At 72.9% G+C, this 13,558-nt stretch carries 12 protein-coding genes and 1 pseudogene; 9 read left to right on the plus strand and 4 right to left on the minus strand.

Annotated features, from left to right (window positions below):
• Positions 1 to 737: 737 nt before the first annotated feature.
• The 3 genes from FYW99_RS05160 (at position 738) to FYW99_RS05170 (ending at position 2,640) form a co-directional block, all read left to right on the plus strand.
• Positions 738 to 1,358, plus strand: coding sequence for a DUF6230 family protein (locus tag FYW99_RS05160; protein WP_150250789.1), 621 nt, complete (start codon positions 738 to 740; stop codon positions 1,356 to 1,358).
• Between the two features lie 14 nt (positions 1,359 to 1,372).
• Positions 1,373 to 1,804, plus strand: a complete 432-nt coding sequence (locus tag FYW99_RS05165) for a DUF6114 domain-containing protein (protein ID WP_263364049.1) — start codon at positions 1,373 to 1,375, stop codon at positions 1,802 to 1,804.
• A gap of 164 nt (positions 1,805 to 1,968) precedes the next feature.
• Entirely contained in the window at positions 1,969 to 2,640 is a 672-nt protein-coding gene (locus tag FYW99_RS05170; RefSeq protein WP_150250791.1) for a hypothetical protein, read from the plus strand.
• A 152-nt stretch (positions 2,641 to 2,792) separates the two neighbouring features.
• On the opposite strand, the gene FYW99_RS05175 is transcribed toward FYW99_RS05170, so the two are convergent.
• Positions 2,793 to 3,083 carry a hypothetical protein gene (locus FYW99_RS05175; RefSeq protein ID WP_150250793.1) on the minus strand — a complete coding sequence of 97 codons (291 nt, stop codon included), beginning with the start codon at positions 3,081 to 3,083 and terminating at the stop codon, positions 2,793 to 2,795.
• Positions 3,084 to 3,152: 69 nt separating this feature from the next.
• Complete coding sequence (locus FYW99_RS05180) at positions 3,153 to 4,736, minus strand: molybdopterin-dependent oxidoreductase (RefSeq protein WP_150250795.1); 1,584 nt, start codon at positions 4,734 to 4,736, stop codon at positions 3,153 to 3,155.
• Between the two features lie 134 nt (positions 4,737 to 4,870).
• On the opposite strand from FYW99_RS05180, the gene sigK reads away from it, so the two are divergent.
• From sigK to FYW99_RS05205, 5 genes are all read left to right on the plus strand, one after another.
• Positions 4,871 to 5,476, plus strand: a complete 606-nt coding sequence (sigK, locus tag FYW99_RS05185; protein ID WP_150250797.1) for an ECF RNA polymerase sigma factor SigK — start codon at positions 4,871 to 4,873, stop codon at positions 5,474 to 5,476.
• Positions 5,473 to 6,198: an anti-sigma factor gene (locus FYW99_RS05190; protein WP_150250799.1), complete on the plus strand. Its 726-nt coding sequence runs from the start codon at positions 5,473 to 5,475 to the stop codon at positions 6,196 to 6,198. The genes sigK and FYW99_RS05190 overlap by 4 nt, the downstream gene beginning before the upstream one ends.
• A gap of 384 nt (positions 6,199 to 6,582) precedes the next feature.
• Positions 6,583 to 8,223, plus strand: coding sequence for an AMP-binding protein (locus FYW99_RS05195; protein ID WP_150250801.1), 1,641 nt, complete (start codon positions 6,583 to 6,585; stop codon positions 8,221 to 8,223).
• A 237-nt stretch (positions 8,224 to 8,460) separates the two neighbouring features.
• A complete protein-coding gene (locus FYW99_RS05200; RefSeq protein ID WP_150250803.1) occupies positions 8,461 to 8,955 on the plus strand; it encodes a MarR family winged helix-turn-helix transcriptional regulator in 495 nt (164 codons plus the stop codon).
• 200 nt (positions 8,956 to 9,155) lie between these two features.
• The gene (locus tag FYW99_RS05205) at positions 9,156 to 9,410 is read left to right on the plus strand and encodes a hypothetical protein (RefSeq protein ID WP_150250805.1); all 255 of its coding nucleotides are present in this window, start codon (positions 9,156 to 9,158) and stop codon (positions 9,408 to 9,410) included.
• On the opposite strand, the pseudogene FYW99_RS05210 reads toward FYW99_RS05205, so the two are convergent.
• Positions 9,411 to 10,414, minus strand: a pseudogene (locus FYW99_RS05210) (IS5 family transposase).
• A gap of 292 nt (positions 10,415 to 10,706) precedes the next feature.
• Between FYW99_RS05210 and FYW99_RS05215 the strand changes: the two are divergent.
• Positions 10,707 to 11,549 carry an SDR family oxidoreductase gene (locus FYW99_RS05215; protein ID WP_150250807.1) on the plus strand — a complete coding sequence of 281 codons (843 nt, stop codon included), beginning with the start codon at positions 10,707 to 10,709 and terminating at the stop codon, positions 11,547 to 11,549.
• A gap of 128 nt (positions 11,550 to 11,677) precedes the next feature.
• Here FYW99_RS05215 and FYW99_RS05220 read toward each other — a convergent pair whose 3' ends face one another.
• Positions 11,678 to 13,531 (minus strand): PASTA domain-containing protein, encoded by a 1,854-nt coding sequence (locus FYW99_RS05220; RefSeq protein ID WP_150250808.1) that lies wholly within the window; start codon positions 13,529 to 13,531, stop codon positions 11,678 to 11,680.
• Positions 13,532 to 13,558: the final 27 nt, after the last annotated feature.

Below are 13,558 nucleotides of genomic sequence, written 5' to 3' on the forward strand. Positions count from 1 at the left end.
TGTGGGCTTTTCCGCCGAAGGCGTCTGCGTTTCCGCTTTGTTGTGTCTTTACTTTATCAGGTGTTCCGCGCCCCGCCAAATCGGCGGTTTGTGGTGTTCCTGGTCGGGGTAAAGCCCGTTTCCCGTTGCGCTTCCGTGTTTCCTTGGAAGCGCCTCCCGAAGCCTAGCCGACTCGGAGCAGTGCTCGAACCGACTCGGTTGAGAGGGAGGAGGGATGTCGCCGGACCCGGTCCGGTGCCGAGTCGACCCGAGGGCCGCTCGCCGTCCCGTGGCGACTCGGAGAACACTACCCCCCTCGTGAACACCGAGCAAACCGCAGTGCACGTGCCGCCGCTCACACGCCAACCTCGGGCGCGCCCGCGCACGGGCAGCTGGGTGGGCGCCGACGACTCACCTGACTGAGAAGACCGGTGCGGGCGAACGCTCACCCGAATGACAAAGAACGTTCTCCGTCAAATTCCTCGGAGCCTCCCCGACAAGCACATTTGTGCGTTTCCGCAGTTCAAGACCTCCTCCAACAGTGCTGCGCTCATGTTTGGCGCGAAACTCGGAAAAGGTGGGAAAGTTCGGAGAACACCCTTGAAATCCCCTCGGATGCAATACATGATGTGCAGCGTTACCGGAACGGACTCTGGTCCGGCGCCCCGACAGGCGGGGACGGCCGCGACCAGGCCGCGTGCCGAAGGTTCGGGGGGACGGCAGGCGCAGCGCGGCCATGCACCCACGGAAGGACATGCATGGACACCACATCCCCCGACACCCCCGAGAGCCACACCAGCTGGAAGCGCTTCGCGCTCTTCTCGCTTCCCGCGGGCGCGGCCGTGGGCGGCATCCTGATCGCCATGGCCCAGGGCGCTCTCGCCGCCTCGTTCACCGTCTCCGGCCAGGAGTTCAAGATCGCCGCGGAGGAACTGAACGGCGAGGGCTTCGTCCAGTACGGCTGGCTGGACCAGACGGTCCGCGAGGAGGCCGTACCGGTGGCCGTCGCCGGAATCCGGGAGGCCGAGATCCAGGGGCTGTGCCAGTCGGTCCTGACCGAGTTCCCCATCGTCGGGCAGATCTCCCTCCGGCTGACCGCCGGTGACCAGGGCACCCCGGTCATCGCGGAGAACCTGGTGATCGACATGTCGCAGATGGACGGCAACGCCTCCTTCGAGAACATCGAGATCGGCCGCGACGCGGGCACCCTCGACCAGGGCCCGGAGGGGGCGCGGGGGTTCAACGACCTGTTCGGCATGCAGTCCGACACGATCGTGATCGAGGACCTGGAGCAGACGGCCAGGGCCGCCAGCGCCGGGACCTTCCGTCTCTCCGGCCTGAGCATGGGCATCAGCATGGGGGACGACGAGTGCTTCTGAGGCCGTCGCGGAGCCTGGGGGCGCGCTGGCGCGGATGGCGCAAGCGCCGCCCCTTCGCGGGAGGGCTCCTGATGGTCCTCTCCGGTGCCGTCATGGCGTCTCTCGTCGCGATGCCGGTGGAGCTGATGATCCAGACCGGTGTCGGCGGGGTCTCCTCACTGATGTTCGGCGGCATGCTCGCCGTCCTGGGCCTGGTCACCTGGTTCACCCCGAATCAGCACGTCATCACCGGTTCGCTGGCCGGGTTCCTCGGTCTGGGCGCGCTCATCCTGTCCAACCTGGGCGGCCTGGTGGTCGGCACCCTGCTGGCGCTGGCCGGCGGCGGGCTGGCCTTCTCCTGGCGGCCGGTCGCCCGGCCGCCCCGGAGGAGGGGACGCCGACGGAGGCACCGGGCGGAGGGGGGAGAGGGCGTGGAGGACCCTTCGGACCCCCGGGCCGAGGACTGATCCCAGCCACCCGTACCACCGGGGGCACGCGGGAGGGCATCGCGAGCCCGTGTGTTCCCGGAGGCCACAGGAAAACCACGTCTACCGATTCGGCGCGTACACCCCCCGATCCCGCCGTGCGGCGCATCCGCGTGCCGTCCGGCCGTCACACACAAGGAGTACCCATGTCGGTTCCGCGACCGATATCCCCCGTCCGCGCCCTCCTGGCGACAGCCGCGGCGGGTGTCCTGGCCCTGGCCTGGGGCGGCAGCGCCTCCGCCCAGCAGGGTCCGACCACGGTGACGCCCGCCGGGGCGGCCTTCGAGGCCAGCCTGAGCGGCAGTGCCACCTTCACCGCCGGCAGCGTCGTGGTGACCTGCGACGCGTCGTCCACCTCTCCGGGCAACGGGAACAACCTGGTTCCCGCGGCTCCGGACAACCACAACCCCGGCGGCGCGGTCTCCTCGACCATCAACGCGCCGAGCTTCACGGACTGCTCGACCAACGTCCCCTTCGTGTACGCGACGGTCACCGTGGCCGATCCCGTATGGGAGATGACCATGCAACACGGGTCGCCGACCGTCGGCACCATGGTGATCCCCGCCGGGGGCATCGTGGTGACCACGCGCGGTCTGTCCTCGTGCACCGCGACGGTCAGCCCTGACGCGCCCGCCGCCATCGGCGGCACGTGGACCAACGGTTCCCCCGCCTCGACCCTGGCCTTCGACACCGCGGCCCCGGTCGAGGTGACGGGCGGGTTCGGCTGCCCGACCAGCGCGACGGAGGCTCCCTTCAACGCGGTCTACGAGGTGACCAACACCGACGACCCGTCCTCACCCGTCACCGTGACCGGCTAGCTCCCACCGAACGTGGCAGCTGCCCGGGGCCGCCGCGCGGTGTGCGCGGCGGCCCCGCCCCGGCGCCCGGTGCCCGCAGAGACGGGCGGACGGGGGAAGTCGAGTGATCTCCGCCCGCACCGCCCTGCCCCGCCGCGGGCGCGGAGGGTTCCCTACATCCCGTCGTCCTCCATCTCCATGTCCTCGTCCATGGACTCCTCGGACATCTCGTCCATCGGCTCCTCGGACATCCCCTCCTCCATGGGCTCCTCGGACATCCCCTCCTCCATGGGCTCCTCAGACATCTCCTCCTCCATGGGCTCCTCGGACATCTCCTGGCTCTCCACGGTGTCGCCCTCCTCGGCGGCACCGTCGTTGCAGGCCGCGAGGCCGAACGCCGCGACGAGGCTCAGCGCCCCGGACGCGAGAAGCCGGTTGAGCCGTCCCCTGGTGATCGTGCGCATGCCGTCCTTCTCCTTCGCGATGGGTGGGCCGGGCCGGTGCGGCCCGGGGGTCTGCTGTGGCGGCCGGGTTCAGGCCACGGTCACGGTGACGGTGTGGTGGCCGGTCGCCCCGTCGGGAGCGACCGGCGCCCCGACGCGGGTCTGGGTGGCGCCGTCGCGGTCGGTGGCGCGGACCGAGATCCGGTGCTCGCCGGGTTCGGCGTCCCAGGCGAGGGCCCACTGCCGCCACGTGTCGGCGCTGTCCTCCTCGGCGAGCCGGGCGGGGGTCCACGGGCCGTCGCCGACACGCACCTCGACCCTGTCGATGCCGGTGTGCTGGGCCCACGCCACCCCGGCGACCATGACACGACCGGGCCTCAGACCGGCGCCGTCCCGGGGCGTGTCGACGCGGGACTGGGTCTTGACCGGGCCGCGCTCGGACCAACCGCGGGGCACCCAGTAGGCGTCGAAGGCGTCGAAGGTGGTCAGCTCGATGTCGGTGATCCACTTGCAGGCGGACACGTATCCGTACAGGCCGGGGACGACCATGCGAACGGGGAACCCGTGCTCGTAGGGGAGCGGGCGCCCGTTCATGCCGACCGCGAGCAGGGCCTCCCTGCCGTCCATGACGTCGGCGACGGGCGTGCCGATGGTCATTCCGTCCTGTGAGCGCGCCACCAGCTGGTCGGCCGGGCCGCCGTCCGCGGGGGAGCGGACGCCGAGCTCGGCGAGGAGGGCGGCCAGCGGCACGCCGGTCCAACGCGCGTTGCCGACGTAGGGACCGCCTACCGGGTTGGACACACAGGCGAGGGTGATGTCGCGTTCCCTGAGCCCGGGGTGGTCGAGCAGGTCGGTGTAGGTCAACACCCGTTCCCGTTCGACCCCGAGACCGTGAACGCGCAGGGACCACGCGGCGGCGTCGAGGCGCGGTACCGACAGCGCCGTGTCGATCCGGTAGAAGTCGGCGTTGGGCGTGAAGAAGGGCGAGAGTCCGTCCAGTTCCAGGTCGGTGCCGTCGGGGATCGGGGCGGCCCGGTCCGCGGGGCGCGGGAGCACCACGTCAGCGGGGGTGAGCCGGGCTGCGGGGGAGGACGCGGTCAGGAGGCGTGCGCTGACCCCGGCGCCCGCGGAGGCGGCGGCCGCGGCTCCGGCGAGCAGGGCGAACCGGCGCCGGTCGAATCCGGTGCCGTCCGCTGGCCCGGTGTCCGGGTGCGCGGCGCCTCCCTTCGGGGTGGCGGCGTCGACCAGCCAGAGCAGGACGACGACGCAGACGGCGCCGCCCGCCAGGGTGGGCAGCGCGTCGAGTAGGCCGTTCGCGGGGCGGGTGAGCACGGCGGCCAGGCCCACGGCCGTGAAGGCGGCGACGCCGACCGGACCGACGGCCCTGCGCCGTCCGCAGGCCGCTCCGACGAGGGCGGCCGCCGCGGCCAGGAGCACGGCGGTCCCCAGGAGGAGGGCGGGTTTGTCCGCGGTTCCGAACGTGTCCACGGCGAACTGCTTCACGGGCGGCGGGGTCAGGTCGACGACCGCGTCCCCGACGGCCAGCAGGGGCGTGCTGGCGGGGAGGGACAGAGCCGCCGCGACGACCTCGGCCACGGCCAGCGCGGACGCTGCGGCCACGAGTCCGGCGAGGGCGGCCGGGCCCCGGCGGGTGCTGCGGGTGGTGTCGGGCATGCCCCCGGTTCGGCGCCGGTCCGGGGGAGGCGACGGGAAGGCGTGTAACAGGTGCATAACGTCCGTCAGGCTGGAGTCACCGGACCTCCTCCGGCGCCGAATACGGGTGGAGGGCGGAAGAGGGGTGGTGGCCGATGGAGCGCACGGCCGAGTGGGGCCGGGGGGAGTCCGACCTCCCCGACGGCTCGGAGGGCGATCCGCTGGCGCGGCTCCTCCAGCAGACCGCGACAGGTGATCTCGCGGCCTTCGAGGGGGTCTACCGGGAGCTGTCGGGCCGCGTGTTCGGGATCGCCCGGCGGGTGGTGCTGGACGAGGCCCAAGCGGAGGAGATCTGCCAGGAGGTGTTCCTGGAGGTCTGGCGGACCTGCTCCCGCTACGACAGGTCGCGGGGGAGCGTGGCCGCGTGGGTCCTGACCATCGCGCACCGGCGGGCCGTGGACCGGGTGCGCTCGGAGCAGGCGGCTTCGTCCCGGCTCGCCGCGGCCGGTCGCCTGGAGTCCGGGGCGACGTCCCCGGACGCGGTGCCCGAACAGGTCGAGCACCGGCTGGAGCGGGAGAGGGTGCGCAGGTGCCTGCGCGGGCTCACCGAGGCCCAGCGCGAGGCGGTCCGGCTCACGTACTACACGGGATACACGCAGCGGCAGGCCGCCGACCTGCTGGAGGTTCCGTTGACCACGGTGAAGGGAAGGCTGCGCGACGGCCTGATCCGGCTGCGTGACTGCCTGGGGGTGGGCGTGTGAACGAGGCGGACGTGCACGGGCTGACGGCGGGGTACGCGGTCGACGCCCTGGAGCGCGAGGAGGCCGAGGCCGCCGAGCGGCACCTGGCGGAGTGCGAGGACTGCCGCCGCGACCTGGCGGACTTCCGGGAGACCGCGGTGCGCCTGGCCGGTGCCGAGACGCGGGAGCCGCGTCCGCGGGTGTGGGAGGCGATCCGCGCGGACGCCCTGCGGACCCGGCAGCTGCCGCCCGCGGCTGAGCGACCGGAAGGCGCCCGGGTCGTGTCGCTTCGTGGTCGGGCCCGATGGCTTCCGTGGGCCCTGGTGGCGGCGTGCGCTCTGGTCGCGGTGGTGCTGGCGGGGTCCCTGGTGTCCGTGAGCCAACGGTTGGACTCCCAGACCCGGCACGCGGCGGAGTTGGAGGCGCTGCTCGCGGCCTCCGACACGAACATGCTGGAGGCTCCGCTCGGGGACGCGCGGGCCACGGTCTTCGCCTCCTACGAGAGGGACGCGGCGGTGCTGGTGGTGGAGGGGCTGGCGTCGGCGCCGCCCGGGATGACCTACCGGATGTGGTGGGCGGACGAGGGCGGCGTGCGCCCCGCGGGGACGCTGGAGCCGTCGGAGGAGGGCAGGCACGCGGGAATGGCCGACGACATGGGGCGCCCGGACGAGCTGCGCGTGTCGTTGGAGGAGGAGGCGGGGAGCGCGGAGCCGACCGGTGAGCAGATGGTCATCGACATGTGAACCGGGCGGGTCGGGTCCCGTGCCCTTCTCGCTGGTCCGGTCCCGTGCGCACCGGACGGGTGCCTTGTGCGGGGGTTCCCGCCGCGGTGCCCGGGCCCGTGCGCAGCGCGGACCTGAACGGAAGGAACGCCGCCGGGCGGTCGGGGTCCGCGAGTGCACGATGCGCACCGCGCGGCGGCCCCGCCGCGGCGCCCGCGAGGTCCGCGTATGCCCGTCCTCCGTACGGCGGTGACAACCACGCGCCGGTAGGGACTCATCCGGGGACGGAGAAACGGCGGGGGTTCCTCGCCTACGGTCGCAGTACTTCCGGGGAGTCGCGCGGCGAAGGCTTCCCGGTGAGGCGCGGAACGCTTCGCCCGTCCCCGTCGGCTCCTCGGAGACACCATGGCGCCCACCGCCGAAGGCCCGCCCGCCCCCTCACGCATGCGACACGTCCTGGAAACGGTGCGGGTGCTCGTCCGCGCCGGTGTGCTCAGCCCTGGACGCCCCGACAGGGTCGCCCGCCAGCTCCGCGCTCTGCGCACGTGGGGCGCCACGATCGCCGGGGGCTACGCCGCGGCGGACGAGCGCGTGCCCGACGCCGTCGCGGTCGTCGACGAGCGTGGCCCCACGACCTTCCGCGAGATGAACCTGCGCGGCCGCGAGCTGGCCCGGGACCTGCGCCGCGCGGGTGTGGGCGCGGGGGCTCGCGTGGGCGTGCTGTGCCGCAACCACAGCGGTTTCGTGCAGACGATGGTGGCCTGCGGGCGCCTGGGCGCCGACACCGTGCTGCTGAACACGGGGCTGTCGGCGGGCCAGCTGGCCGCGACGGTGGGGGACCACGGGGTGTCGGTGGTCGTCGCCGACGCCGAGTTCGAGGGGATGTGCGCCGAGCTCGATCCCGGTGTCGTGCGGGTGACGGCCTGGGGAGAGCCCTCCGACGGGGGTCCGCGGGTGCCGTGGCGGGCGCGGGAGGGCGCGGAAGCCGACCCGGAGCCGCCGGAGCGCCCCGGCCGGTTGGTCGTGCTGACGTCGGGGACGACGGGCACACCGAAGGGAGCGCGGAGACCGACCCCGAGGGGGCCGCAGGACGCGGCGTCGGTGCTGTCGCGCATCCCGCTGCGCTCCTCGGACCGCATCCTGGTCTCGGCGCCGGTCTTCCACACGTGGGGGCTGGCGGGCGTGCAGCTGGGCATGTCGATGCGCGCGACCCTGGTGATGCGACGGCTGTTCGAGCCGGAGGACGCGCTGCGCACGGTCCAGGAGGAGCGGTGCACGGCGCTGTTCGCGGTGCCGGTGATGCTGCGGAGGATCATGGACCTGCCCCGGTCCACGCGCGAGCGGTACGACACGTCGTCGCTGCGGATCGTGGCGTGCAGCGGCTCGTCGATGAGCCCGCAGCTGATCACGGACTTCATGGACGCGTTCGGGGACGTGCTCTACAACCTGTACGGGTCGACCGAGGTGTCGTGGGCGACGATCGCGACGCCCGGGGACATGCGGCTGTCCCCGACGACGGCGGGCCGCCCGCCCCTGGGGACGCGGATCGCGGTCCTGGACTCCGGCGGGGCGGAGGTCCCGCCGGGGACGGAGGGGTCGATCCACGTCGGCAACGACATGCTCTTCGACGGCTACACGGACGGGCGGAGCAGGAGGGTCGCGGACGGTCTGATGGAGACCGGCGACCGGGGCCGCGTGGACGCGAACGGCCTGCTGCACGTGGCGGGGCGGGACGACGACATGATCGTCTCGGGTGGGGAGAACGTGTTCCCCCGGCCGGTGGAGGAGGCGATCGTGACGCTTCCCGAGGTGCGTGAGGTCGTGGTGACGGGTGTGCCCGACGAGGAGTTCGGGCAGCGGTTCGCGGCGTACGTGGTGCCGCACGAGGGCCGGGGCGTGGACCCGAACCGGGTGCGGATGCACGTGCGGCAGGCGCTCGGGCGGTTCTCGGTGCCCCGAGACGTGGTGGTCCTGGACGGGCTGCCGCGCAACGCCACGGGCAAGGTGGTCAAGCGCCTGCTGCCCCGCCAGGAGCCGCGCCGGTAGGCCGGTGGGGGAGGGGACACCGCGCTGCGGGTGCCCGACGAGGACGTTCCTCCTCCGCGAAGGTGCGCCGCCCTCCGCACCACGGTCCCGCGATGACGGGAGGGGTTCCGGTACGCGGAAACGACGCCCTCTCCGACCTGCGAAGACCCCGCACGTCACACATCGGGAACCCCGTACCACTTTTCTTTGTGCCCAAGGTAATTGCGGGCTTTGGAAATCGGGCGCGGGGTAACTACGATGGTGACGATGGCCGACCGATCCCCCGCCCCCGCGGGCGGCTTCCCTCTTCCCGCAGTCGACGAGCAGATGTGCTTCGCCCTCTACGCGGCGTCGCGTGCGGTCACCAACCTGTACCGGCCCCTGCTGGAGCCGTTGGGGCTGACCTATCCCCAGTACCTGGTGATGATGCTGCTCTGGGAGCGCGGCGAGTGCTGGGTGAAGGACTTCGGTTCCGTGCTCCAACTGGACTACGGGACCCTCACACCGCTGCTCAAGCGGCTGGAGGCCCGGGGACTGCTGGTCCGGGGACGCGATCCGCGGGACGAGCGCTCCGTCCTCGTCGTCCTCACCGAGGAGGGCGGGCGGCTCAGGGCGCGCGCCGAGGGCATCCCGGAGGCGATCGGGAGGGTCATCGACCTCCCCGAGGAGGAGTTCGAGGCCACCAGGCTGGCGTTGCGCCGCCTGACCGCGAACGTTCTCGCGGGGGAGGCCCAGCTGCCCGAGGGCGGCTGAACGGACTCCGTCCGCCGCGTCCGCCGTCGGGGGACGACGGATGGCAGCGGCGGACGGCGGGGACGGGCACCACGGGGGTCGTGTCCGTCCCCCGGAGCACGGGCGGGTCGCGGTCGCGGCCCGCCCGTATCCGTTGTCGGCCCGAAGCGCGTTCGCCGTTCCACCCGAGAGGCGCCCCCCGCCGGGCTAGGGTTGGGGACATGTCGATCTGGGCGTCAGACAACCGCAGCGGGCAGGTCCGCGAGGCCCTGACCATGCTCCTGTCCCAGGGAGTGATTGACGACTTCCGCATCCGGCCGGACGAGGAGTTCCCCTTCCGAGTGACCGTCCCTGCCGGGGTGGTCCCGATGACCGAGCACCAGGCCGCGCACTTCGCGCTGGGCGCCGCGGTGAGCCACTTCGGGCGCCTGGCGCGCGGTGGGAGCGGGCCCCCTAGGGCCTGTATCGAGTTGTGATCATTGATCGGCTCGGATGAGGTCCTTGATCCAGATCATGGAAGCGCGGAGATGGAGACCAGCGAGGTAGCTCTCGGGGGTCTTGTCGTAGCGGGTGGCGATGCCGCGCCACGCCTTGAGCTTGTTGATCAGCCGCTCGACGGTGTTGCGCTCCTTGTACAGGTCGGCGTCGTAGGTGACGGGGCGGCCGCCCCGTCGGCCCTTCTTCTTCCGGTTGGCGGCCTGGTCCCTCTTCTCCGGAATGACCGCCTTGATGTTGCGTCTGCGCAGGTAGGAGCGGTTCTTGCGAGAGGAGTACGCCTTGTCGGCGGCGACCGCGTCCGGCCGGGTGCGGGGACGGCCGATCGGTCCGCGCACCCGCACCCTGCCGAGCACGGGTATGAACTGCGGGCTGTCAGCGGCCTGACCCGCGCTCAGTGTGAGCACGAGCGGTCGGCACCCGCGCTCACCCGCGACGTGGATCTTGCTGGTCTGTCCGCCCCGCGAGCGACCGAGCAGGGCGGCCTTCAGCCGGAGCTTGCGGCGCCCTCGGATGCGCCTGCGTTCGACCCGCTCGGCTTCGCCTTCGGCGCCCTGTCCGGTTCGTCCTTCTTCGTCGCCCCCTTTAAACGGGCCTTCTCCTCTTCGGCGGCGGCCTTCTCCAGGGCGGCGAGCGTGTGGGCGTCCAGGTGCATACCGGCCGCATCGTGGTGGGCTCGGGCCGTGGTGGAGTCCACGCTGACCAGCGACAAGTCCACCCGGCCCCGCTCGGCCGCCGTCGCGATCAGACCCTCCAGCAGGGTTTGGAAGACCCCGGCGTCCCGCCACTGCCGGAACCGGTTGTGCACGGTGGACCAGGGGCCGAACTCGGCGGGCATCTCCCGCCACTGTGCTCCCGTGCGGAATCGCCAGAGCACACCCTCGAACTGCTGTCGTAGCCGTGTGGGATACGGGCCGTACTCGCCGATCGGCAGGAACGGCTGGACGTAGGCCCATTCCTCGTCGGTCAACTGCGCGCGTGTCATGTGCTCCGAACTACCGGATCCGCCCTGGCCGCCGCGGCGGATCCAGCAGATTGATCACGACTCGATACACGCCCTAGCAGCCTCCGGGTGTGTGCTCCCGGTAGCCCGATGAGGTCTCGGTGAGCGACGTGGCGACGAAGACGTTCCACAGGCCGAGCGCGTCGCCGGAGCCGACCGCGCGCCTCTCCCCTTGACCTCAATATTTGTTGAGGAACAAGAGTGGTCTCCGGGCGCCGCACCGGCGCCCGCCCGGACCGGGGTCCGGGCCGTCGTCGCGAACGGGAGAAGAACCATGGCCGAGAAGATCCTGGTCACCGGCGCCACCGGCAACACCGGCCGCCACGTGGTGGCGGGGCTGCTCGCGGAGGGAGTTCCCGTGCGGGCGCTCGTGCGGGACCCGGGGAGGTCGCGGCTGCCCGAGGGGGTCGAGGTCGTCGGGGGCGACATCACCGACCCCGGGGCCGTGTCCGCCGCCGCCGAGGGCACCACGGGGGCGTACCTGCTCTGGCCGGGGTACGGCACGGAGGGGGTCGAGGAGACGGTGGCGGCCCTGACCGGGCACGTGCGCCGGGTCGTCTACTTCTCGGCGGTCGCGGCCGGGGAGGACGCCGACAGCGTGTGGGGGCGGGTGGAGAGCGCCGTGCGCGCCTCCGGGCGGGAGTGGACCTTCCTGCGCGTCACGGGCATGGCCACGAACACCCTGGGCTGGGCCGAACAGGTCCGCACCGGCACGGTCCGCGCTCCCCACGGCCGGGCGTCGCGCTCGCTGGTCCACGAACGCGACATCGCGGCGGTCGCCGTGCGGGCCCTGCTGGACGGGGGGCACGCGGGCAGGGCCTACACGGTGACCGGGCCCGAGTCACTGACCCAGGCAGAACAGGTGCGGATCCTCGGGGAGGAGACAGGGCTGCCGGTGCGCTGGGAGGAACAGCCCGAGGAGGAGGCCCGCGCCGAACTCACCGAGACCATGGGAGCCGACTTCGCCACCGCCGGGCTCGCCTACTGGGCTTCCCTCGTCGACGCCCCCGAGCCGGTCTCACGGGACGTCGAGGCGGTCACCGGCCGACCCGCGCTGACCTTCCGCGCGTGGGTGCGCGAGCGCGCCGGGGACTTCACCGCGGGTGCGTCGGCCTGACCCTCGGGCACCGTGCCCGGCACACGTCGGGCCGAGCTCCCGGCACCGGGCCCTGCACCGTCCGGCCCCGGTGGCGACCGTCGGGTCCGGGAACCCGGGAACGCCCCGGCGCCGCGCGGTGGTGCGCCTCAGCAGGAGCCCTTGTCCTCCCACACGCCCCACTGGTCACTGCTCGGCGGGTAGCCCTGGATCCACCAGCGCGCCTCGTACTCACGGCCCTGGTGCTGAACCCGGTCACCGGTGTCGTACACGGTGCCCTCGTCCCACTGCGGTGCGTCGCAGGAGCCGCCGCCGTTCCCGCGTCCACCGTCGTCGTCCTCGTCCCGGCCGCCCCAGCCGTCCTGGTCGCCACGGCCGTCCCCGTCGCCCCGGTCACCCCGGACGTCGTCCTCCTCGGAGGGGGAGGCCTCCTCCTCGGATTCCTCCTCTTCCTCCTCCGGCTCCGGGCCGAGGGAGACGGTGAGGGCGACGGCGCCCTCCTCCGGCAGGATCGTGCCGGGTTCGGGGTCCTGCCCGCTGACCTCGCCGACGGGCGCGGTGTCGTGGTGCTCCTCGGTGACCCGCACGACCAGGCCGAGTCCGGCCAGGGCGGTCGCGGCCTCCTCCCGGCCCATACCGATCAGCGTGGGGACGATGACGCCCTCGCTCACGCTGAGCACGACCGGCTCCTCACGGTCGCCCTCCTCGCCCGCCGCGGGCTCGGTGGCCAGGACGGTGCCGGGGGGCTGGTCGGGGGAGTGCTCCTGGACGATCTCGATACCGGTGAACCCGGCCTGGCGCAGGGTCTCGCGCGCCTCGTTCTCGGTGCCGCCGACCACGTCGGGGACCTCGGAGTGCCGCGGCCCGGTGGAGACGTGCAGCAGGACCTCGGCGCCCCGCACCACGTCGCTGCCGGGCGCGGGCGTGCTGTCGGCGACCGCCCCGGCGCCGACGGTGTCGCTGTAGGCCTCCTCGAAGCGCACGGTCAGGTCCATGGCGAGCCCGGCCAGCCGTTCCTCGGCCTGCTCGCTGGAGGCGCCCACGAGGTCGGGCAGCGCGACCCGGTCGTCCGGGACCAGCGCCCACCCGGCGGCGAACAGGACCAGGACCAGCACGCCCGCGGTGACCAGGACGGGGACGCGCCGCCACAGCGGGACCGGAGCGGCGCGTTCCTCCCGGCGCTCCGGCGGGGCGTCGGTGATGACGGGGATGGGCCGGGTGTCGACGTCGGCGGGGTCCGCCGGGGCCCCGGGGAGCGACCGCAGCACCTGTTCGACCACGGTGAGGTACTGGCCCGCGTCGCGGGGGCGGTAGCGCGGGTTGGGGTCTGTGGCGTTGGCGACCAGCATGTCCAGGTCGGGCGGCAGGCCGGGGATGACGGCCGAGGGCCGCAGCGGGTGGGCCTCCGGGTCGGCGGGCACGCCGGTCATCAGCGTGTACAGGAGCCGCCCGACGGCGTGCACGTCGGTGCGGGTCTCGGGGCCGGCGTCCTCCTCGGCGTCGAAGAGCAGGGGGAAACCGGTGACCCGCACCCCTCCCTCACCGTCCACCACGACCGTGTGGGGGTCGAGCGCGCCGTGCACGACGCCCGCGCCGTGGGCGGCGTCGAGCGCGGTGAGCGTTCCGGCCACGATGGCCAGCGCCGCCTGCACCGGGTAGCGCAACCCTCCGCCGCCCTCGCCCAGCGCCTCCGCGAGGGTCTGTCCCGGCAGGTACTCGCCGACCGCGTACACGTGCTCGCCGTCGCGGCCGTGCCCGAGGACCCGGGCGATCCCCGGGTGGGACAGGCCCTCCAGGGTCTGGGCACGGTCCACGAACGCGTGCACCGCGCCGTGGTCGCCCACCAGCCAGGGGTGCAGGACGGTGACCGTGACGGTCCGGTCGCCGCCGAGGTCGTGTGCGACGTGGACGGTTCCCGAGGCACCGCTGCGCAGCCGCTTTCCGAGGATGTAGCGCTCGTGCAGCGTGATGCCGAAGAGGGGATCGGGAGTGGGGGTCTCCATGGGACGGATTCTATGTCCCCGTTTCCT

Origin of the sequence: Nocardiopsis deserti (assembly GCF_008638355.1) — a bacterium.
GTDB classification, from domain to species: Bacteria; Actinomycetota; Actinomycetes; order Streptosporangiales; family Streptosporangiaceae; genus Nocardiopsis; species Nocardiopsis alborubida.

Bases quoted from the DNA above. Each gene is read 5' to 3' on its own strand.
- FYW99_RS05175 (WP_150250793.1), bottom strand. From the start codon at position 3,083: ATGCGCACGATCACCAGGGGACGGCTCAACCGGCTTCTCGCGTCCGGG.
- FYW99_RS05205 (WP_150250805.1), top strand. From the start codon at position 9,156: ATGTCGATCTGGGCGTCAGACAACCGCAGCGGGCAGGTCCGCGAGGCC.
- FYW99_RS05170 (WP_150250791.1), top strand. From the start codon at position 1,969: ATGTCGGTTCCGCGACCGATATCCCCCGTCCGCGCCCTCCTGGCGACA.
- FYW99_RS05200 (WP_150250803.1), top strand. From the start codon at position 8,461: ATGGTGACGATGGCCGACCGATCCCCCGCCCCCGCGGGCGGCTTCCCT.
- sigK (WP_150250797.1), top strand. From the start codon at position 4,871: ATGGAGCGCACGGCCGAGTGGGGCCGGGGGGAGTCCGACCTCCCCGAC.
- FYW99_RS05220 (WP_150250808.1), bottom strand. From the start codon at position 13,531: ATGGAGACCCCCACTCCCGATCCCCTCTTCGGCATCACGCTGCACGAG.
- FYW99_RS05160 (WP_150250789.1), top strand. From the start codon at position 738: ATGGACACCACATCCCCCGACACCCCCGAGAGCCACACCAGCTGGAAG.
- FYW99_RS05215 (WP_150250807.1), top strand. From the start codon at position 10,707: ATGGCCGAGAAGATCCTGGTCACCGGCGCCACCGGCAACACCGGCCGC.
- FYW99_RS05195 (WP_150250801.1), top strand. From the start codon at position 6,583: ATGGCGCCCACCGCCGAAGGCCCGCCCGCCCCCTCACGCATGCGACAC.
- FYW99_RS05180 (WP_150250795.1), bottom strand. From the start codon at position 4,736: ATGCCCGACACCACCCGCAGCACCCGCCGGGGCCCGGCCGCCCTCGCC.